The organism is Anatilimnocola aggregata (assembly GCF_007747655.1).
Taxonomy (GTDB): domain Bacteria; phylum Planctomycetota; class Planctomycetia; order Pirellulales; family Pirellulaceae; genus Anatilimnocola; species Anatilimnocola aggregata.
In genome coordinates this window covers 1,447,853-1,468,370 of the sequence record NZ_CP036274.1, presented here as the reverse complement: position 1 = coordinate 1,468,370, position 20,518 = coordinate 1,447,853, and the positions used below count along the sequence as shown (strand labels likewise).

Here is a 20,518-nt window from a genome sequence, read left to right as displayed (position 1 = left end):
TATTCGGAACTTAACTCTCGCAGCCGGCGACAAACTTCCAGCTGCAACTCGAAGTACAAACCGCGGCTGCAGTTCAAAGGATTCACTCGTGAAACACATTCCCAAATACCTGGCTGGCACAGTTGGCGTGGTGGCGATTGGTTGGCTCGTGCAAGCGGGTGCTCAGCAGCCTGCTCCGCCGCGCACCTTTGCCCCAGCACCGGGCGCATTTGCCCCCGCTGCTCCGGCGGCAGCTCCGAATTTTGCCCCCGCGGCACCTTACACTGCGACGGCAACAACCAGCACTAGCCCGCGCCAATTGCAGCAGGGCGAAATTGCGGTCCCCTATGGTCTGGTGACTGTTATCGACGATGTGAAAGTCCCGGCCCGCGATGCTGGCAGTTTGACCAAGGTTTTTGTTCGCGGTGGCGAACTTGTGCAAGCGAATGTGATTCTCGGTCAAATCGACGATCGCGATACGCTCGCTAAGCAACGCATCGCTCAGGGGGAGCTGGATGCAGCCACCGAGCAAGCCAACAGCAAGGCCGAAATCGAAGCTGCCGAAAAAGGCCGCGATGTCGCACTGGCTGAATATGAATCGGCCCAAGATCTCAAGGTTCGCAATCCGGGCGCGATCTCTACACAGGAAGTACGCCGGGCCAAGTTTCAATGGGAGCGTTCACTGGCGCAGATTGCAGTCGCCAAGACCGACAATGTCGTTGCCGGTTTGACTGCCGTGATGAAGCAGGCTCAACTCGATGCCACGACCGTCGAACTCAGCAAGAAGAAGATCGTTTCGCCCATTCAAGGCCAGGTGGTTGAAGTCTACAAGCACGAGGGTGAATGGGTGCAGCCCGGCGATCCCGTTCTGCGTCTGGTTCGGCTCGATCGCGTGCGAGTCGAAGGCTTTGTCTATGCCAACGATGGCGGCCGCAACGACGTCGAAGGTAAGCCGGTGAAGGTGCTTGTCGATCTGCCGGGCAATCGAAAGGTCGAACTCGAAGGGCGAGTCGACTACGCCAGCCCAATCATCGAAGGCTCGGGACAGAATCGTCAGTACCGGATTTGGGCCGACGTCGATAATCAATTTGTCGATGGCCACTGGGTGATTCAACCCGGTGCTTCGGCCGAGTTGCGAATCAACATCGCCGCTGCCAAACTTCCCGCCCCAGAACGGGAAGCTCCGCCAACTCTCGAAGCGGCACCTGCAGCAGTGGCACCTGCTTCCTCCCCGGCCGCTGCTCCCGCTTCGGCTTTGCCAGCCTTTGGTCCGCGCACCGAAGCTGCCCCAGCAGAAGCACCGACAACTGAAAACGCTCTGGTTCCTGCCCCTGCACCGGCGACGATCGAATCGCTCAGGCCAGAATCGCCCCCAGCTGTAAGCCCCGCACCGGTGGCACCTGCTCCCGTACCTGCTCCCGTACCTGCCGCGACTCGGCCGAGCCTGGCTCCGCCCAGCAACACCGCTCCTGCAGTACGTCCCATGACAACCACACCAAGTACCGTGGCCCCACGACCGGCACCAACGCAGCCTGCATCGACTGCCGCGCCGGCCCGTCCCGCGCAGCCTCGTCCGGCCATCTCAGGGGTTGCTAATCCCAGCAGCCCGCCCGTCCCACGCCGCAACCCAAACACCATTCCACCTCGTTAGTCCTGAAGTGCCGTTGTCCTTCTCCGGTCTCTAGCCCCTAGCCCCTAGTCCCTAGCCCCTTCCATCATGGCCACCCTTGCAGAAAGCCTCGTTAGCAGCACGTCTCGGCCGTTGCTGCTGCGCATGCGCCCCGACCTGCAAGCGCGGCGGCACCGCTATCGCGGACAGACGTTCTGGGTCATCAAAGAACCCGTTGGGCTGAACTACTTTCGATTCCACGAAGAAGAGTATGCAATTTTGTGCATGCTCGACGGGCTCACCAGCCTGGAGACGATCAAAGAACAATTCGAGAGCCAATTCGCTCCGCAAAAGATTACGTACACCGATTTGCTCCAGTTCGTCGGCATGTTGCACCGTAGCGGGCTGGTCATCAGCGAATCGCCCGGCCAAGGACGAGCCCTGAAGAAGCGGCGCGACGAAAAAAAGCATCGCGAATTCATGGGCAAGCTGGCCAATGTCTTCGCGCTCCGCTTTCGCGGCGTCGATCCCGAGCGGTTTCTCAACTGGCTCTACAAATACACCTGGTGGTTCTTCACTTGGACCGCCCTGTTCATCAACCTGGGCATCGGCCTCGCCGCCCTATCGCTGGTGGTGGTGCAGTTCGATCAATTCACTGCCCGACTGCCAGCCTTCCACGAGTTCTTCGGACCGCGGAACTGGTTCATCCTGGCGATTGTGATGGGCACGGTGAAGGTGCTGCACGAGTTCGGCCACGGGCTGTCGTGCAAACACTTTGGCGGCGAATGTCACGAACTGGGGGCGATGCTCCTGGTCTTTACGCCCGCTTTGTATTGCAACGTGTCCGACTCGTGGATGTTGCCCAACAAGTGGGCCCGCGCAGCCATCGGTGCGGCGGGAATGTACGTCGAGTTGGTGCTCGCGTCGATTGCGACGTTCATTTGGTGGTTCAGTGCGCCGGGCTTGCTCAATCACGTGGCGCTGAGTGTGATGTTCATCTGCTCGGTCAGTACCGTCGTCTTCAATGGCAATCCGCTGTTACGTTTCGACGGTTACTACATCCTGATGGACTTGCTCGAGATTCCGAACTTGCAGCAAAAAGCCAAGGAAGTGCTGAAGCGGTTCATGATCGATTTGTGCCTCGGCATCGAACAGGCCGAGAACCCGTTTTTGCCGCAGGGAAATCGCTTCATCTTTGGCTTATACACCGTGGCCTCGGCCTTATATCGCTGGGTCGTGGTCTTCTCGATTCTGTTTTTCCTCAACAGCGTGTTCGAGCCCTATGGCCTGAAGATCATCGGCCAGCTCATTGCCCTCTCAGGCTTTTTTGGCCTGGTTGTGCAGCCCATTTGGGGCATCGCCAAGTTTTTCTACACACCCGGAAGGATGCACAAAGTGAAAAAAGAACGCGTCATCGCGACTGCCTGTGTGGTGGTTGCGGTCGTGGCGGCCATCTTCTTTGTGCCGCTGCCGTACTCGGTCACCAGCACGTTCGAAGTGCAGGCGCACGATGCGGCCCAGGTCTTTTCGGCCGAAGCGGGCCAGGTTGCCGAAGTATTCGTCAAACCGGGTGCCAAGGTGCAAAAAGATCAACCCCTGCTACGACTGCACAATCCCGATCTGGAACTGGAACTCAAGCGACTTGAAGGCCGCTACCTGGCTGCCAAAGAGGCCCGCGAAAACCTCAACACGCTTCGCTTCACTGATTCGGCTGCCGTCGACCAACTCGAAACGGCTGAGGAAGTCCTCGCCGCGGCCCGCAAGCAGTTTGAAGACAAGCAACGCGAGTACGACCGCCTGACGATTCGCGCCCCTCGAGCCGGGATTGTGATTCCGCCGCCGACCCGCGAAGCCAAGGCGGAAGAATCGCGCGACAGGCTGGCCTCTTGGACGGGCCATCCGTTCCAAGCGAAGAACCAAGGCGCGCCGATCATGCCGACCGATTTGATCTGCCAGATCGGCGATCCGCAGGATCTCGAAGCAGTGCTCATCGTCGATCAGGCTTATATCGATCTGGTTCGCTCGGGACCTGAGCCCGACAAGGTGCGACTGCTGCTCGATTCGTACACGCGGCGGGCCTATGAGTCGTACGTTGCCGAGATCGGTGCCAACGAAATGAAGGCGGTGAATCCCGCCCTGTCGAGCCGCGTGGGCGGGCGACTGGAAACAGTGACCGACCCCAGTGGCGCGACACGACCGTTAAGTTCGTCCTATCCGGTGCGAGCGCCGCTGAAAGATCTGGATGGAGACATCCAGGTGGGAATGCAAGGACAGGCGCGAATATACACAGGATGGCAACCAATCAGTAGCCGCGTCTATCGGTACGTGGCGAAGACGTTCCATTTTGACCTGTAAGCAGCCGCTTGCGGGAGAAGCATAGGCTAGATTTGGGGTGCGACGAGGCTCAAGTGGCGTCAAAACCAGCTGAGAAGTTGCACCCGAGTGTTTGCAGACTTTGAGTCTTTATCGGCAGGACATTTCCAGCAACATTGCCTTCAGAATGTTGCCGTCCGAGCCGTTCTCGTCGTTCGTTAGGGTTTGTGGCCTTTGAAGAAGCCACGCACACGGTTGCCGCACTCAGCGGCCAGGAGAATTTTCAGCATGTCAGTAGAGAATCCCGCAGAAGGCCAAGCCCCAGAAGCAGCCGCCGCCGCCCCCGTTCAACAGCAGCAAGCAGTCCAGGTCGAAGTGGACGATCATCACGTCACCGCTTCGTACTCGAACTTCTGCCGCGTGACCGGTTCGCCTGAAGAACTGATCATCGATTTCGGTCTGAACCCACAGCCAGTCGGCATTCCCAGCAAGCCGATTCCGGTGACCCAGCGCGTGATCGTGAACTACTTCACCGCCAAGCGTCTGCTGCACGCTCTGTCGCTGTCGGTTCAACGTCACGAAGCCGTCTTCGGCGTGCTCGAGACCGACATCCAGAAGCGCCTCAAGCCAGGCCTCCGTGGCTAGTCATTGAGAGGACGATTCGTCCTCTCGTGATTCCCGAATAAGCTCGGCCAGGACGTCAAACTCCTGGCCGACTTTGTTGGTCAATGCAGAAGTGAGGATGCAGAAGGCAGAATGAAGCCAAAGAATGTTTTTCCTGCCTTCATTCTGCCTTCTACGTTCTGAATCCTGCATTTCCCTCACTTCATCTTCGCGAGTGCTTCCAGTGCCTGTTTCACCGCGGCTAATTGTGCTTTAGCGGCGTCGAGCATCGCGAACATCGAACGTCAGCCAGCAAGATCTGCTTCGAGCAGTCCTTGGTCTATGTAGCCTCGCACCACGATGACGTTCCCCTGAAACATGCCCCCGTCATCGAATTGAAAGAGGAACTCTCCATCGTCGGCAACAAACACGTTATTCAGCGTGAGATGGCTGCGAAACTCCCTTGCCGAAAGTTTGGGTTCATGTATCCCTCGCCAGGTAGAGTTCTTGATTGGCAGCAGACTTTCGGCTGCAAAGTCGCGCACTCGGTCATCCCAGGCTGCCACATTGCTCCAGAGTCGCCGCGCTTGCTGGAGTGCATTCGCAGAAGCGGACCTCTGACGGCCAGATATCGATAACTCGATTTCCTCGCCGTTCCAGTCGACATCCGCCGTGAAGGTATCACCGCCTCGATCGAGGAAGAAGTTGCCGAACTGTTCATCTTCGAACGCATCGGAGACTCGCATATCGTCAGCACATTGACCGAGCGTATCATCCGCGACATCGGTCGAGACGAATGATTCGAGCAGACCTTGTGCCTCATCCAATTCAGGATCGTCGATAACTCGGGCACGCAACTGAACTACAGAATGACGGCGCAACAAACTACTCAGTCGATTAAACTCTTCGTCGGTAACGGCCTGACGAATCTGCAGTGTTCTTGATTGCACCGGACCTTCGCACTCGCGCCACGGATTGAGGGCGAAGAGCAGTGTTAACTTTTCCTGCTGATTCACCCGAATTCCGCTAACATCCTCGCCCGTGATTACACCGACCACGTTGATGACCGGTGCCTCGCCAAGGCGAATAATAGTTTCCATGGCTCGCATGGCGGCAAGTGGAATTAGGCTTTCGTCGCGCATTTAATCTTTCAGCCTGTGTCCGCTTATTTCATCTTCGCGAGTGCTTCCAGCGTCTGCTTCACCGCGGCCAATTGTGTTTGCGCTGCCTCGAGCGCTTCGCGTTCGACTTGCACCACGTTGGCCGGCGCGCGGGCGACGAAGCTTTCGTTGCTCAGCTTGGCCTCTTTGCCTTTGATGATGCCGAGCAGCTTTTGTTCAAGCTGCTGGTTCTTGGCAATCTCGGCCTGCACGTCGATGAAGTCTTTGAGATCGACGTAGATATCCATGCCCGGCAAGGCAGCCTTGCTGTGATTGGCGGGGGCCGTTGCCTGGGGCCCCATTTCAATCGGTTTGGCGTTGGCCATCGATTGCAGGTAGGGGAGCATGGGCGTAAGGAGTGCCGCCGTTTCGGCCGAGCAGGTCACGCTGAACTCGATCGGGCTCTTCATGGCGATGTTCTGCCGGCTGCGAATCTCGCGCAGCGCGCCGAGCGCGGCCTGGAAGGTCGCAAACCGGGCTTCGGTCGTCGGATCTTGATGGGCCTTGTTCATCTCGGGCCAGGGAGCCGTGATGCACATGGCAGCAGCCTGCTCGGGCTTGTCGAGCCCGCGGACGGGCGCGATCTTGCCGAGGTTTTGCCAGATCTCTTCCGTGACGAACGGCATCAGCGGATGCAACAGCCGCAGCAGCACATCGAGCGTATGCGCGAGTACCCGCTGGCAGATTGGTTTGGCGACCGGGTCTTGCAACCGGGCCTTCGTGATTTCGACATAGAAACTGCAGAAGTCATCCCAGGCAAAGTCGTACAGCGCCTTCGTCGCGTCGGCGTACTTATACGTCTGTAGCGCGCTGGTCACTTCGCCGGTCACGGTTGCCAGGCGCGAAATGAGCCAGCGATCTTCCATGGCCAGCTCACCCAGTTGGAGTTCCGGCTTTAGCCGGCTGCCTTCCTCATATCCATTCAAATTCATCAACGAGAATCTTGCTGCGTTCCATAGCTTGTTCATGAAGTTGCGGGCCACTTCGAACCGCTCGCTGACCACCGGTGCACGAGGCAGCGCGATGTCTTCAGGCCTATTGGCCCACTGTGTCGAGAACTCTTTGCTGCACTTGGTGCAAGCCACTCGCGGGAGAATACGATTCTTCAGCGTCTGGTCGACGAGTGACTGGCAGTGCGGGCACTCGAACTGCACCGGCATGCGCACGTCTTGCGTTTCGGTCGTGAGCTGCGCGAGGCCGAAGCGGAGCGAGTCGGCTCCGAACTTCTCGATCACATCGAGCGGATCGACGCCGTTCCCCTTGCTCTTACTCATCGTCTCGCCGTAGCCATCGAGAATCTTCGGGTGAATGAAGACCTCGTGGAACGGAATCTCACCCACGTTCGACAAGCCGGTAAGCACCATGCGCGCAACCCACAGCGTGATGATGTCGCGACTCGTGATCAGCGTGCTCGTGGGATAGTAGTACTCCAGTTCCTTCGTCTGCTGCGGCCAACCCAGCGTGCTGTGGGGCCAGAGCGCGGACGAGAACCAAGTATCGAGAACGTCGGGGTCTTGGACAAAACCCTTCTCGACAAGCTTGGATTCAATCAGATGTTCGCCTGGCATCACTGAAACGTGACGATAGCGCTCCCCCGTCGAAACATCGGTAGATTGCTGGATTCGAACCTTCGCGTTTTCCTCGGCAGAAAGGAAAAGCAAATTGGACTTGAGGGGGCTCGCCTTCGAATCCTTGTCAGTCGCAAACTCTGTTGTTTGTGCGTCAAGCTGATCGTACTGCTTTGTCCATACCGGAATACGGTGTCCCCACCACAATTGCCGGCTCACCGGCCAGTCACGCTTTTCGCCTAGCCAATCGAGATAGCTCTTGGCATAACGCTCAGGGAAGATCTTCACGCGGCCATCGGTCACGGCGTCCATGGCCGACTGCGCAAGCTGGTCCATCTTCACGAACCATTGATCGGCCAGGTATGGCTCGATCGGCGTCTTACTGCGGTCGGAGTGTGGCAGTTCAATCTCGCGATCATCGACATCGCCGAGTAAGCCCAGTTCATCGAGATCGGCGACAACCTTCATGCGTGCCTTCTGAATTGTCAGTCCCTGATACGGTCCCGCTTCGGAGTTGAGGGTGCCGTCGGGCTTGAGGATGTTGATCATAGGCAGCTTTTGCCGCTGGCCGACGAGATAGTCGTTGGGATCGTGGGCCGGCGTGATCTTCACGCAGCCTGTGCCCAGTTCGGGCTTGGCCCATTCATCGGCCACGAGGGGAATCTCGCGGTTCACGAGTGGCAGCATCAGCTTGCGACCTGCCTTGGCCATGTCGCGCAGCGTGATCAGTTGCGGCAGGAGTTCTTGGCGGCGAGTCACAATGTTGTCGATCTGCGCCTGAATTCCTTCCTGTTCCTTGGCCGGCGCTTTCGCTAGCCGCTCGCGCAGTTCTGCTTCGGCCTTATCGACCGCGCGAGCTGGGTCGGGATGCACAGCAACGGCAGTATCGCCGAGCATCGTCTCGGGGCGAGTGGTGGCGATGGTCACGAACTTCGGTTCGCCCTGCTGCGGGCCGATCACCTCGTAGCGGAAGTGATAAAACTTCCCCTTCACCGTTTCTTGAAAGACTTCATCGTCGCTGACGGCGGTTTGTAGAAACGTATCCCAGTTCACCAGCCGTTTGCCGCGGTAGATCTTGCCGTCTTTAAAAAGGTTGAAGAACGTCTGGCGCACGGCGGCCGCGCACTGGTCATCGAGCGTGAAGCGGACGCGTTCCCAATCGCAGCTGCAGCCCATACCCTTCAGCTGACTGAGGATTCGCTTCTCGGACTTGTCTTTCCATTCCCAAATGCGGCGGACGAGTTCATCGCGCCCGAGGTCGTGCCGGCTGAGTTTTTCCTCTTCGCGAATCCGCTTCTCCACGACGGCCTGCGTGGCAATGCCCGCATGATCGGTGCCCGGCATCCAGAGCGTGTTGTAGCCCATCATCCGGTGCATGCGGATTTGAGCGTCTTGCAGGGTGTTATTGAGCGCGTGCCCCAGGTGCAACGCCCCGGTCACATTGGGCGGCGGAATGACGATGCTGTATGGGCCCTTCGAAGGATCTTTGCCGGTCGGCGGCTCGGCATGAAACGCCCGGCTGGCCTCCCATTGGGCATAGATGCGGGACTGCGTCTCCGCAAAATCAAAGCGGTTCGGAATCGACTCGGGGGAGAAGGTAGAAGACATGAAATCTGCTAGTCAAAAGAAATGCGTTTGCTCGGTAAAACCCGCCGATTCGTCGCCAGCGAGCGGCTCGCCATTCTACCCGAATCGGGCAGTTTCGAGCATGCCGGTTCCCGTCCTGCTAAGGAGAGCCATTAGCGGCAGAAAGTTCGCGGGCCCGTAGCACGAAGCCGTGCTTCGTGCATGCCAATCGCTTCAAGAACGAAGCACGGCTTCGTTCAACAGGCGACGCTTTGTCTAGACCAACTCGCGCATTGGTTCGACGCCGGGGTCGACGAGATAGTGCGGGCGACCACGCAGGTCGAACTCGCGCACGGCGCTCAGGTTGAGACCAGCCTTGCTGTAGAGCGTGGCGAACACTTCCTGGAAATTGACCGGGCGTTCGGTCGGATGCTCGGCATATTTGTTCGTCGCGCCGATGACCTGGCCAGTCTTCATGCCGCCACCAGCGACGACTGCAGCTGCCACACGTGGCCAGTGATCTCGACCAGCCTGGTTGTTAATTTTTGGGGTGCGGCCGAATTCGCCCCAGACAACCACCGAGACATCGCGGTCCATGCCCCGCTCATGCAGATCGCCGATAAGAGACGACAGCCCTTGATCGAGCAGCGGGAAGTCTTTGCGAGCCTGGACGAAATTCTTGCCGTCCGGACCATGCCAGTCCCAACGCACAAAGTTCATCGAGACGACGCGCGCGCCGGCTTCGACTAGGCGGCGAGCAATGCAGAAGTTGCGGACCATGCGAGGAGCACCGTCGCGCTCAAATCCGGGATCATCGACGCCATAGCGGGCGAGGACGGCGGGATCTTCTTTCGACAGGTCGAGGGCATCGGCCATCCGCGACGAAGTGAGAATACCAATCGCCTGCTGCGAGAACGTATCGAGGCCTCCCATGGCCCCGCGGTTGTCGGTTTCACGACGATAGACGTCGAGCGATTGCCGCAGGTTGTGGCGGTCTTGAAGGCGATCGAGTGTGATGCCGTTGAGCACCATGCTGTCGCTCTTCATACCGTTGCCTTGACCACCGACGAGGCGGAACGGCGCGTGAGCCATGCCGAGATAACCACCATCGCCGGTGTCACCCCAGGGAGCATGGCCGGTCTTGTACATCAGCGAAACGTGAGCGGGGACCGCTTGGTTCGCGGGACCTTTGACCTTCGAAACCCAAGCTCCCATCGCAGGCTGGCCACCAGCAGGAGCCTGAGCCCCTTTCTTGCGACCGGTCATGCACTGATACGCATCATGGCCGCCATCGCAATCGGCGAGCGAGCGAATGATGGCGAACTTATCGGCCATCTTGGCCAGCCGCGGGAAGAGTTCGCAAATCTCCATTCCCGGGACGTTGGTTTGAATCGGACTGAACTCGCCCCGAATTTCGCTGGGGGCGTCTGGCTTCAAGTCCCACATGTCCAAGTGGGGCGGACCGCCGGGCAGAAAGACGTTGATGATCGCCTTGTGCGACCGGGTGGGCTTCACCGCGCCATCGCTGGAAAGGGCTTCGGCCCGCAACATCTGCGGCAGCGTCAGGCCACCGAGCATCATGCCACCGACGGTTAAAAAGTCTCGTCGACCCAGGCCATCGCAAAAACCGCGGGCTGGAGACTTTCCATAGATCGTGAACATGGCAGGTGTTCCTAGGCGGGCAGGCATCTACTCTCGTTTATCGGTCCTATTGTGCGACCAGAATGAACGAAAAGCAAGGTCAGCGGGCCGGGGAGCAGAGCTTTGCCGAATTGAAGAAGGGGATGACTCGAGAAATATCTCCTCGCAAAGGATCGCCAGCGAGAAAATTTCACATGCCTCGTGCCAAGCTGGGCGGTGTTCCGCAGCCAGTTGCCAAGCACGACCGGGGTTAGCCGCCCCCCTCAAAAAGTGCCATGTTTCAGCTGCGGAACACGGCAACTACCGGCTCCTGCAGGCGGCAACCCCAGAACCAATCAAATCGGGAAGTACTTTTTGAGCGCGAGACTTACCGGCGGATGACGGGGGCATACGCACCAGCCGAGTGCTGAATCATGCCGGGCTCAGGTTGCGGTGCAGCGGGCTGCGGCTGTTGATTGGCCTGCACATGGTACGAGAAGAGCGAAGTTGGTTCGTGCATCTCGGCGTGCCAAGGATAGTCGAACACGTTGCGATAGTTATAGGGCCGGCGAAAGTAGGTTCCATGAAAGGCCGGATAGCGATGCGTGTGACGTTCGGTGCCATAGCAGCCGAACTTGGGACCATAGCAAGTCTGGGGCATCATCCAGCGCGGCTGGTGGTGCTTGCCACCGGCACCTGCACCATTGCCACATTCGTCGCACTGCGCATGATGACCCGCAGGAGCTACGCTGTAGTCCGTAACAGCAGAACCGCCATCGCCACCCGACAGAGCCAACACGGTCAACAAAATGGCATGCATGGATCAAGCTCCTCTCCGGCAGCAAAGCCGGTTACGCGGTGAACCCGCACGTTGCTGGTGAGATAAATTCAGTCGGTTGAGTGTGTGAGTTGGTTGCAGCGCTCGATCCGCAACACGGTAGAGCCCAGCAAGAACAGCACCTGCGTAATAGTCCATCGACCTGCGAAGACGGAGTTGCGAGTTTCTTTGGTACCACCAGAACAAGTGCTACCACGTGCATCGTTGGTGCAATCGTTAAACTCTGCCAAATTGGGCGGGCGGCGGGAGCACGGCGGGCTGAAGTCAGGAGTCAGAACTCGCCGACCAGCCGGCAGGGCGAAGTGCAAAAATGCGTTGCCGCTAAGTGCTGACCTCCGCACCCTGCTCCCAGCCCCTACAACCGGCCACGTTTCACAAAGAACTCATCGCGCTAAGGCAATTTTGCGTTCGGTAAGGTTTGCAGCCTGATTAGCGTGAAAAGAGTAGGCCGGTGATACATCGGCAGCATTCGACGCTGTCACTTCACCGACTCTGCTGGCCTCTTTGCGCTCTCCGACTGAGTTCTTCCCACGGTGCTCCGATGACGACAGCCCTGATTGCCCTGACCCGTGACCAAAATCTACTCTTCGAACTGCAGACGCAACTCGAAGCTGGATTTGTCATCGTTCCTTGCGAGTCGCTCGCGCTGCTGCCCATGTGCTTTACGGCGCATCCCGGGGCAGCGGTCATCGTGCATCTGACCACTGACACGCTCGGTGAACTATCGCCGGGTCGCTTTGTGGCCGAACTCGACGAAGCGGTCGTGAACTCGCCCGTTTATGGCCTGGTCGCAGCTGACTGCCCGCAGCGCCTGCAAAAGCTGGCCGAGAAAGCCATCGACCACTGCCTGATGTTGCCGCTCGACTACGATCAATTTCGCCGGCTGCTCAACAACCGCCAAGATCTCGAAGGCGAGCTGGCCGGATTCTGGAGCCAGATGCCACACAAAGAGTTGCATGGCCGCTCGCGCTCGCTGATTACGTTCACGCCCGAAATGTTCGACACCATGGAGGAGATCAAGGTGGCGGCGCGGCACAATGTGACCGTCCTGCTCATTGGCGAAACGGGCAGTGGCAAGACGTTTCTCGCCCGCTTGATTCACGAACTGTCGGAACGCCGCGACGATCGCTTTTGCACTGTCGCCTGCGGAGCATTGCCACCCGACCTGATCGAAAGCGAACTGTTCGGCTATGTGAAGGGTGCCTTCACCGGTGCTGACCGCGATCGCGAAGGTAAGTTCGCAGCTGCTGGCCGCGGCACGCTGTTGCTCGACGAAATCGACGTGTTGCCGATGGAACAGCAGGCCAAGTTGCTGCGGGTGATCGAAACCGGCGAATACGAACCGGTCGGCAGCAACGAAACTCAATACTCGCAAGCTCGGTTGGTTGTCGCTTCGAATTACAACCTCGAAGAGCTGGTTCGCAATGGTAGCTTTCGAACCGACTTGTACTATCGCCTCAACATTCTGAATTTCAACTTGCTGCCGCTGCGGCATCGCCCGTGGGATGTCGAATATCTCGTTCGCAAATTTGCGATTGAGCACAGCCGCACGCATGGCATTCCGCTCCGCTCAATCGAACCGAGCTTTTTGGATGCGATGCGGGCCTATAACTGGCCGGGCAACATTCGCGAAATGGAAAACGTGATTCGCCGCGCGGTGCTGTATTGCCAGCGCGGCATGCTCACCATCAACGATCTCCCCAGCCCGATTCGGATTGCGGTGCAAGGGCATACGTCGTCGCTGGCCACGCATCAAGCAGCCATGGAAATGAACTCGTTGCATGTCTCGGAAGATCGACTGGCGCTCAACAGCAACAACATTCCGACCGGCATGGGAGTTCGCCCGCGGATGCCCTCGCCAACTCCGCAAACTCACCGGCCCCAGGTGCCGCTGCACATGCAGCAGCCCATGCCCAGCTATGCTGGCTCGTTTGCCACCGGCCAGCCGACGATGGAGTCTGCTCCCTCGCTCTCGCCCACGATGAATCCGGCGATGAATCCCGCCTTGTCGCGCGTCACCAGTGCTTCGCTCGAAGCGCGGGTCGATGTGCTCGAGCGGCGCATCATCGAAGACGCGCTGCAGCGTAACAACTTCCGCCGCAAAGAGACCGCGGCCGAACTCGGCATCAGCCGCGTCACGCTTTACAACAAGATGAAAAAGTTCGGGCTGCTGTAGGCCTACCCAGCCACGTCAAAAATCACGCGCTGTATTGCTGCGGCCCGGCGAGGGAATCGGTTCTGCGGGAAGTGGTTCAGCTGGTGGCTGCGTCGCGAAGGGTGTGTTGTTCAGCAGAGGAGAATCGACGGGTGGCAGCACCGGACGATTCGGTAATGGCGGATCGTACACCGGATGAGATTCCCAGGTGTTCTCTCCCGTCTGCACTTGCCGCTGACCAATGGGTTGGCGAACCATCGGCTGCGTTTGATAGCCATAGATATCGCCGGGAATATACGGCCACGGCGAAAACGCGGGACCACCAACAAACGGCCCGGTGCCAAAGACCACGGCCCTGCGGCCAAAGCGACCATACGAAACCGCAGCACCGAAGCCGCCGTACGCATAGGCTGTGTCCCACGGCACCACGCCGTAGCTACGATAGCCAAACGAGGTCGGTGCGCCGTAGTAGTAAATTGTCTCGCCGCGCGTCGTCGGCAAGCCAGCTGATGCTCGGGCTGCGTCGTTGGCTTGAATTTGTGCCTGCACGTTGGCTTGCCGCCGCTCTTCGCCCAATTGATAGGCATCGAGCCCCGCCTGAATGCCATCGTAGGGACGAGCGGGCACTTCCTGCGCAAGAGCCAGCGAAACAGAACCCAGCACCAAGGTGGTGCCGAGCGATACAAGCGAATGTTTCATCGAAGAGCCTCCTTAAGGTTCCGGCTCCTGCATTCTACTCGCGCCGGCTGTCGAGGTCGCTGGTTTTGGCCTGCGATTGCTTCTCTTGAGCGTGCCAATATTGCCAGGCGCGAGAGTCGTAGCCAAAATTCACGCCCCGCGCAAGCTGCGCCAGCCCATCGAGCACGTGCTGATTCTGTACGCGAAAGACGTATGTCTTCGGCCCTTCATTCGCCTTGAACGACGTCCCGCTCACGCCGGGCTGCGAACTTGTATTAAACGATTGACTGACCGTATCGCCCGCGCCGCGATGCGTGGGACCAACCGTGCGCGTGTGGGTCGTCACTAGCGCGGCAATGAGTGGTGCAATCGCCGAGCGGTCGCCGATGCGTCCGAGGGCAATCCCCGCGCGATTGATGCGGATGTTGTTTGTATCGCGCAGCGCCTTGACGTAAGGATCGGCAATATGCGGCGGGTTAAGCTTGACGATCTTTTCGAGGCAGTAATGAAAGATCTCCTCGTCGGCATCTTGCAGCGAGACATGCACCAGCGCCTGCACCGCGGCCGAATCTTTGATTGCGGCGATGATATCCAGAAACATCATTTTCACGCGGCGATTCGGGTCGTCGCTGGCCACAGCCACCAACGGCGCAATCGCCATCGGATCTTGAATCTGCGTCAGCTGCTGCGCCGCTTCGCGGGCCTTGTCGGTCTCCAGATCGCGCCGCCAGCGGCGAACCTTCTGCAGCCATTCTTTTTCAGCCAGCTCGCGTTTGGCGGCCGTTTCGAGCAGTTCAATTTCCTGAATCGTCCGCCAGCGCCCTTTGTATAGTTCGAAGCCGTCTTTGCGCTTGGCATCGGCCGGGCGAATCCAGTGGCGATCGATCAGGGCGAAGCCCAGCGCGCGGCGCGCTTGCGCATGTTCGGGGTCGAGTTCTATCACCCGCGAGAGATGCACCCCGCGCTCGTTGGATAACTGCTGCAGACGACACCACTCGGCCAACTTCCATTGCTCGGCAGCTGTGTCGCCATACGAGGGAAGCAGTTGCTGGTATTCGCTGGCCGCCGACGGCTCGCGAACGGCTTGCCGAACCTGGGTCAGCTGCAGTGAAATGACCACTCCGCCGGCTGTACGAACGCGGTAGTGAGTGAGTGGTTGCTCGTCCCGGTTCAGCCAATCACCTTGCACGACGCCGCCCGATTCGAGCGTGAGAACATCCAGTGCCAAGGCGTTGCTTGCAACCAAGCCGGTGACCAACACGCAGCCGAACACTCCCAGGGAGTGAATCAGGCGGACGCGAAGTGGCAACAGCGAAGGCATCCGCAAGGGCTCGGTTTGACGATGAGTGGGCAACCACCAGCCGTGCTGTTAAATATAGGTGGAGTCGACCGCCAGCGGCAAGCGTTTTGAATCTCAGCTATCATTCCTCAACCAACCCATGCCCCTCCCCATCCACCAGCAGCACGAACAGCAAGCACCGGCGGCGCTATCGGTCGCGGTCATTACCGTCAGCGATACCCGCACCACCGAGACCGACACCGGCGGGCAGACGGTCATCGACCATCTGCTGGCAGCCGGTCATCAGCTGGCAGCCCGGTATCTCATCAAAGATGAACCGGTGCCGATGCGTGAACTGCTGTCGGAACTAGCGGGCCGGCCCGAGATCGCCGCCATCCTGCTTACCGGGGGGACCGGCATCAGCAGTCGCGACCAGACCTATGAAACGGTTTCGGCCCTGCTCGACAAGCCTCTGCCAGGCTATGGCGAACTCTTTCGCCAGTTAAGTTACGCCGAGATCGGCCCGGCGGCGATCCTCAGCCGGGCCGCTGGCGGCGTGATGCGGGGGAAGGTCGTTCTCACCATGCCCGGATCCCCCAACGGCGTTCGTCTGGCGATGGAAAAGGTCATCATCCCGCAGTTGCGGCACCTGGTTCGAGAAGCCAGTCGCTAGCCACGGCGAGCTGTTCAACTCGTTCCAAACTGCCTCAGTTCTCGAAAAAAACTCTGGTAGCATTTTTGGGGGAGGTGTTTTAGACTATCACCGCACGGAAAACCGCGGAACGACTCCGCACACCGTAGCAAACTCTTTTCATTGAGGCTGCCATGATGATGATGCTTGGGTTGCTTGGTTCGGTGCTGTCGCTGGTTGGCTTGATTTGGATCGTTGTCATTGCCTTCCAGAATGGCGACATCGTGTGGGGTATCGTCAGCATTTTCTGCGGTATCGCCGCAATCATCTATGGTGTGCAACACATGGAGCAGGCCAAGATTCCGCTCGGCATGCTGGTGGCGGGCATTATCTTAAGTGTGGTGGGGAATGTGGCTGGCGGGGCGGGACGCGTGCAAGGCAATCTCGATCCGTCCCTGCAACCCAGTGCCCATTACAGCACAGTGCTGTAGTTTTTAGTTGCACTGCAAAATCAGGCAATCTTGCGACAGCCACGCTCTCCTCTTTGGCTGCTGCGGATGCTATTTCCCCGGCGTGACCGCCAGACAACGACAAACGACTAAAAGCCCCGTCACCTCAGCGGGGCTTTTTTGTTGCCCTCTGGTCGGCATTGCCCCCCGATTTATCAACACCGACCCATTCTTCGCATCAAGGTTAAGTCATTTTTTGTCAACAACTTGCGGCTAATTTACCACTGCTGCAATCAGCCTATTTGTTGATAAACTCGGCCGCTTACCTGGTTCGTGGCCCATTCAATCTGCGGTTAACCGAGCCGCTTGCGGCCGTTGAACAGCCGAGCCAAAAAACGATCCCGAGCAGCCGCGCGAACGGTTGCCGCCACGCGCGCAGACTTATTCCACCAAGTTGCCAAAGCAGCCAGCGGCATTATCACTACTTAGTGAATACTTGTCAAGCAAGTGCGTCCGAGATTTTCCCCTGCCGTTTCGCACTCGGCGAAGACAAATCCTACCGCACCAGCTTTTTGTACTTGAACCGATGCGGTTCATCGGCGGCGATGCCCAGGCGTTGTTTCCGCTGCTCTTCATAGGTGGCGAAGTTTCCTTCGCACCAATGCACGTAGCCTTCGCCTTCAAACGCAAGGATGTGGGTCGCGATGCGGTCGAGGAACCAGCGATCGTGGCTGATGACCACCACGCAGCCCACATAATTGAGAATCGCTTCTTCGAGAGCGCGGAGCGTGTCGATATCCAGATCGTTCGTCGGTTCGTCGAGCAGCAGGACATTCGAGCCGCGGCGAAGCAGTTTCGCCAGGTGGACGCGGTTTCGTTCACCCCCCGAGAGGATGCCGACCTTCTTCTCTTGGTCGGGGCCCTTAAAGTTGAACCGCGAGACATAACCGCGCATGTTGACTTTGCGTCCGCCCATTTCGAACGTATCGACGCCGCCGGAGATTTCCTCGTAGACGGTCTTATTGTCGTCGAGCGAATCTCGGCTTTGATCGACATAGCCCAGATCGACGGTGGTACCGACGCGTAGCTCGCCACTATCCGGCTGCTCGGTTCCCATGATCATGCGGAACAGCGTCGTCTTGCCGGCGCCGTTGGGGCCGATGATCCCCACGATGCCACCGGCTGGCAGACGAAAATCGAGATTTTCGATGAGCGCGTTCTCGCCAAAGCTCTTCGACATCTTCTTCGCTTCGACGACAAGATCGCCCAGTTTCTTGCCCGGTGGAATCTGGATTTCGTAATCCTCAATCTTGTCATCCATCTTCTGCTGCGACATCTCCTCATAGGCCTTAATACGTGCCTTGCTTTTCGCCTGCCGCGCCTTAGGAGACATGCGGACCCATTCGAGTTCCTTGGCGAGAACCTTGTCGCGGTTCTGACCTTGCTTCTCTTCGATTTGCAGTCGGGCCGCCTTGCCGATCAACCAGGCCGAGTAGTTCCCTTCGAACGGATAGCCGTGGCCGCGGTCGAGTTCGAGAATCCACTGAGCGACGTTATCGAGAAAATACCGATCGTGCGTCACAGCGACGACGGTCCCCTTGTAATCTTTCAGGTGCCGTTCGAGCCAGTTCACCCCTTCGGCGTCGAGATGGTTCGTTGGTTCGTCGAGCAGCAACAGGTCGGGCTGTTGCAGCATCAGTCGGCACATGGCCACGCGGCGGCGTTCACCACCAGAGAGCTTTGCCACTTCCGCGTCCCGTTCGGCGACGTTCATCGCATCCATGGCGATTTCGACTTCGCGGTCGAGCTCCCACAGGCCGGTGGCTTCGATCTGGTCCTGCAGCCGGGCCATTTCGTCGCACAGCTTCTGCATCTTGTCGTCGTCCATCGGCTCCGCGAGCAGACCGCTAATCTCGTTGTAGCGATCGACGATCTTGCGCCGCGGCTTGATCGCCTCTTGCAGGTTGTCCCAAACCGTCGGCAGATTCAGCTGCGGCTCTTGCGACAGATAGCCAACCGTAAAGCCGTCGGTCAGGCGGGCTTCGCCATCAAAATCCTTATCTTGCCCGGCCATGATCCGCAGCAGCGTGCTCTTGCCGGAGCCGTTCCGCCCGAGCACGCCGATCTTCGCACCTGGATAGAACGAGAGCCAGATCTCCTTCAGCACCTCGCGCGGGCCATGCTTCTTGGTGAGTGCTTCGACCTGATAGATGTATTGCCTGCTCATGTTCGTCCGCGCTCGTACCTATGCGTGCCAATTTGCCGAAATCCAAAGACCCTCGATTATAGAGCCTCGGTCGCATTTGGAGCAGGGCTAGTGGCAGGCGCAAGTGGTATAGGCTTCCAGCCTGTCCGGCATTGAATGCTTCACAGGCTGGAAGCCTATGCCACGAGGTTACCAGGGTGTCATGCCGCCGTTGACGCAGATGGTCTGCCCGGTGACGAAGGAGGCTTCGTCGCTGGCAAGGTAGAGGACCGCTTCAGCGACATCTTTAGGCACGCCCCAGCGACCAGCGGGAATGAGGGCGTGATAAGCGTCTTTTTCCTCTTGAGGATCGTTCTCGTGGCGCTCAACGGGAATCCAACCGGGGGCCACCATGTTCACGGTGATGCCATACGGAGCCAATTCGCGGCTCATGCTGCGCGACCAACCGACCTGGCCACCTTTCGCAGCAACATAGGCACTAAACGGAGCCACCGAGCGATGAAAGACCTCGCTGGTAATGTTGATGAAGCGGCCCCACTGCTGCTGCTTCATGTGAGGCAGGCCGCGTTTGGCGAGCAAGAACGGGCTCTTGATGAAAAAGTCGAGCATCCGTTGATAGAAGGCCCAGTCGTAGTCTTCGATCGTCTTGTGAGGTTGCTCGCAGGTTGCATTCGGCACGATGATATCGACCTGGCCCAGCTTGGCTTCGGTCTCGCGAAAGAGTTTTTCGACTCCCTCTTCGCTGGTCACGTCGGCCTGCACCAGCGCGGTCTCAATGCCCGCCTGGCGATATTCGTCGAACGCCAGCTGTGCCCGCTGCGCGTTGTTGGCATAGTTCACAACGACCTTGGCCCCCGCTTGTCCCAGCACCAGACCAATCGCCTTGCCCAGTCCGGTACTGTTGCCGGTAACCAGTGCGACACGTCCAGCGAGCGAGAATTTGGTCACAGCTGCGGCTCCTGCGAAGAGGGGGAGAGATAGTGCGAGCCTGAATCTAGCGAACGACGGGCGGATTGAAAACGGGCCAGCTATGATGGTCGTTTCTCCCTAGCCCGTATCCTCTCTCGACGAGCCCGCGATGGACCTGCAACTGCAAGATCAGGTGATTCTGGTGACCGGTGGTGCCAAAGGAATTGGCCGCGCCATTGCCGATGTGCTGGCGGCGGAAGGGGCGATTCCCGTCATCATTGGCCGCAGTCAGAGCGATAACGATCAGGCTGTCAACGAGATCGTCGCCCGCGGTGGCCGAGCGATCGGGATTGTCGCCGAACTGACGGATAGTGCCGCGTGCGAACGGGCGGTGAAGTCAGCAGTCGCGCAGTGTGGGCGGATTGATGGCCTCGTCAATAATGCGGGGATTAATGACAACATCAACCTGGAAGACGGCAGCACTGAAGAATTTCTCGCGTCGCTGCAGCGCAACCTGGTTCACTATTACGAAATGGCCCGGTTTGCCTTGCCGCAACTGAAGGCCACAAAGGGAGCCATCGTCAACATCGGCAGCAAAGTGAGTGAGACCGGCCAAGGACATACTTCGGCGTACGCGGCGGCCAACGGTGGACGGAACGCACTCACGCGAGAATGGGCCATCGAGCTGGGCAAGTACGATATTCGCGTGAACGCAGTCATTGTTGCCGAGTGTTGGACGCCGCTCTATGCGAAGTGGATTCGCACGCTGGGAGATCCGGATGGCGAGCGGGCCAAGATCGAAGCGCGCATTCCTTATCAGCGGCGGATGACGACGGCCGAGGAAATTGCCAACATGGTCGTCTTCTTACTTTCGCCGCGTTCGAGCCACACCACCGGGCAGTTGATTCATGTCGATGGTGGCTACACGCATCTCGACCGGGCCGTGACCACGTAA

At 58.7% G+C, this 20,518-nt stretch carries 15 protein-coding genes; 7 read left to right on the top strand and 8 right to left on the bottom strand.

Annotated elements, in window-relative coordinates:
- Window positions 1-88: 88 nt before the first annotated feature.
- The 3 genes from ETAA8_RS05685 (at window position 89) to ETAA8_RS05675 (ending at window position 4,546) form a co-directional block, all read left to right on the top strand.
- A complete protein-coding gene (locus tag ETAA8_RS05685) occupies window positions 89-1,630 on the top strand; it encodes an efflux RND transporter periplasmic adaptor subunit (RefSeq protein WP_202921582.1) in 1,542 nt (513 codons plus the stop codon).
- 66 nt (window positions 1,631-1,696) lie between these two features.
- Entirely contained in the window at window positions 1,697-3,943 is a 2,247-nt protein-coding gene (locus ETAA8_RS05680) for a biotin/lipoyl-binding protein (RefSeq protein ID WP_202921581.1), read from the top strand.
- Window positions 3,944-4,189: 246 nt separating this feature from the next.
- Window positions 4,190-4,546, top strand: coding sequence for a DUF3467 domain-containing protein (locus tag ETAA8_RS05675; protein WP_145086138.1), 357 nt, complete (start codon window positions 4,190-4,192; stop codon window positions 4,544-4,546).
- Window positions 4,547-4,809: 263 nt separating this feature from the next.
- On the opposite strand, the gene ETAA8_RS05670 is transcribed toward ETAA8_RS05675, so the two are convergent.
- The 4 genes from ETAA8_RS05670 to ETAA8_RS05655 form a co-directional block, all read right to left on the bottom strand.
- Window positions 4,810-5,646 carry a DUF2262 domain-containing protein gene (locus ETAA8_RS05670; protein WP_145086135.1) on the bottom strand — a complete coding sequence of 279 codons (837 nt, stop codon included), beginning with the start codon at window positions 5,644-5,646 and terminating at the stop codon, window positions 4,810-4,812.
- Between the two features lie 23 nt (window positions 5,647-5,669).
- The gene (locus tag ETAA8_RS05665) at window positions 5,670-8,840 is read right to left on the bottom strand and encodes a valine--tRNA ligase (protein WP_145086132.1); all 3,171 of its coding nucleotides are present in this window, start codon (window positions 8,838-8,840) and stop codon (window positions 5,670-5,672) included.
- 234 nt (window positions 8,841-9,074) lie between these two features.
- Entirely contained in the window at window positions 9,075-10,487 is a 1,413-nt protein-coding gene (locus ETAA8_RS05660; RefSeq protein WP_238397683.1) for a DUF1501 domain-containing protein, read from the bottom strand.
- A 319-nt stretch (window positions 10,488-10,806) separates the two neighbouring features.
- A complete protein-coding gene (locus ETAA8_RS05655) occupies window positions 10,807-11,238 on the bottom strand; it encodes a hypothetical protein (RefSeq protein ID WP_145086129.1) in 432 nt (143 codons plus the stop codon).
- A 559-nt stretch (window positions 11,239-11,797) separates the two neighbouring features.
- On the opposite strand from ETAA8_RS05655, the gene ETAA8_RS05650 reads away from it, so the two are divergent.
- Entirely contained in the window at window positions 11,798-13,432 is a 1,635-nt protein-coding gene (locus tag ETAA8_RS05650) for a sigma 54-interacting transcriptional regulator (protein ID WP_145086126.1), read from the top strand.
- A 15-nt stretch (window positions 13,433-13,447) separates the two neighbouring features.
- On the opposite strand, the gene ETAA8_RS05645 is transcribed toward ETAA8_RS05650, so the two are convergent.
- Together ETAA8_RS05645 and ETAA8_RS05640 are read right to left on the bottom strand one after the other, a co-directional pair.
- Window positions 13,448-14,110, bottom strand: coding sequence for a hypothetical protein (locus tag ETAA8_RS05645; RefSeq protein WP_145086123.1), 663 nt, complete (start codon window positions 14,108-14,110; stop codon window positions 13,448-13,450).
- Between the two features lie 34 nt (window positions 14,111-14,144).
- On the bottom strand, window positions 14,145-15,410 hold the full coding sequence (locus tag ETAA8_RS05640; protein WP_145086120.1) for a HEAT repeat domain-containing protein: 1,266 nt from the start codon (window positions 15,408-15,410) through the stop codon (window positions 14,145-14,147).
- 118 nt (window positions 15,411-15,528) lie between these two features.
- Here ETAA8_RS05640 and ETAA8_RS05635 point away from each other — a divergent pair, with 118 nt between their 5' ends.
- Both ETAA8_RS05635 and ETAA8_RS05630 read left to right on the top strand, forming a co-directional pair.
- The gene (locus ETAA8_RS05635) at window positions 15,529-16,041 is read left to right on the top strand and encodes a MogA/MoaB family molybdenum cofactor biosynthesis protein (RefSeq protein WP_145086117.1); all 513 of its coding nucleotides are present in this window, start codon (window positions 15,529-15,531) and stop codon (window positions 16,039-16,041) included.
- Between the two features lie 152 nt (window positions 16,042-16,193).
- On the top strand, window positions 16,194-16,490 hold the full coding sequence (locus tag ETAA8_RS05630; protein WP_145086114.1) for a hypothetical protein: 297 nt from the start codon (window positions 16,194-16,196) through the stop codon (window positions 16,488-16,490).
- Between the two features lie 514 nt (window positions 16,491-17,004).
- On the opposite strand, the gene ettA is transcribed toward ETAA8_RS05630, so the two are convergent.
- Window positions 17,005-18,675 (bottom strand): energy-dependent translational throttle protein EttA, encoded by a 1,671-nt coding sequence (gene ettA / locus ETAA8_RS05625; protein ID WP_145086111.1) that lies wholly within the window; start codon window positions 18,673-18,675, stop codon window positions 17,005-17,007.
- Window positions 18,676-18,843: 168 nt separating this feature from the next.
- Window positions 18,844-19,602 carry an SDR family NAD(P)-dependent oxidoreductase gene (locus ETAA8_RS05620; protein ID WP_145086108.1) on the bottom strand — a complete coding sequence of 253 codons (759 nt, stop codon included), beginning with the start codon at window positions 19,600-19,602 and terminating at the stop codon, window positions 18,844-18,846.
- Window positions 19,603-19,732: 130 nt separating this feature from the next.
- On the opposite strand from ETAA8_RS05620, the gene ETAA8_RS05615 reads away from it, so the two are divergent.
- Window positions 19,733-20,518, top strand: coding sequence for an SDR family oxidoreductase (locus ETAA8_RS05615; protein ID WP_145086105.1), 786 nt, complete (start codon window positions 19,733-19,735; stop codon window positions 20,516-20,518).

Excerpts from the sequence above, each read along its gene's own strand:
- ETAA8_RS05680 (WP_202921581.1), top strand. The coding sequence starts at position 1,697 with ATGGCCACCCTTGCAGAAAGCCTCGTTAGCAGCACGTCTCGGCCGTTG.
- ETAA8_RS05675 (WP_145086138.1), top strand. The coding sequence starts at position 4,190 with ATGTCAGTAGAGAATCCCGCAGAAGGCCAAGCCCCAGAAGCAGCCGCC.
- ETAA8_RS05670 (WP_145086135.1), bottom strand. The coding sequence starts at position 5,646 with ATGCGCGACGAAAGCCTAATTCCACTTGCCGCCATGCGAGCCATGGAA.
- ETAA8_RS05665 (WP_145086132.1), bottom strand. The coding sequence starts at position 8,840 with ATGTCTTCTACCTTCTCCCCCGAGTCGATTCCGAACCGCTTTGATTTT.
- ETAA8_RS05660 (WP_238397683.1), bottom strand. The coding sequence starts at position 10,487 with ATGCCTGCCCGCCTAGGAACACCTGCCATGTTCACGATCTATGGAAAG.
- ETAA8_RS05655 (WP_145086129.1), bottom strand. The coding sequence starts at position 11,238 with ATGCATGCCATTTTGTTGACCGTGTTGGCTCTGTCGGGTGGCGATGGC.
- ETAA8_RS05650 (WP_145086126.1), top strand. The coding sequence starts at position 11,798 with ATGACGACAGCCCTGATTGCCCTGACCCGTGACCAAAATCTACTCTTC.
- ETAA8_RS05645 (WP_145086123.1), bottom strand. The coding sequence starts at position 14,110 with ATGAAACATTCGCTTGTATCGCTCGGCACCACCTTGGTGCTGGGTTCT.
- ETAA8_RS05640 (WP_145086120.1), bottom strand. The coding sequence starts at position 15,410 with ATGCCTTCGCTGTTGCCACTTCGCGTCCGCCTGATTCACTCCCTGGGA.
- ETAA8_RS05635 (WP_145086117.1), top strand. The coding sequence starts at position 15,529 with ATGCCCCTCCCCATCCACCAGCAGCACGAACAGCAAGCACCGGCGGCG.
- ETAA8_RS05630 (WP_145086114.1), top strand. The coding sequence starts at position 16,194 with ATGATGATGATGCTTGGGTTGCTTGGTTCGGTGCTGTCGCTGGTTGGC.
- ettA (WP_145086111.1), bottom strand. The coding sequence starts at position 18,675 with ATGAGCAGGCAATACATCTATCAGGTCGAAGCACTCACCAAGAAGCAT.
- ETAA8_RS05615 (WP_145086105.1), top strand. The coding sequence starts at position 19,733 with ATGGACCTGCAACTGCAAGATCAGGTGATTCTGGTGACCGGTGGTGCC.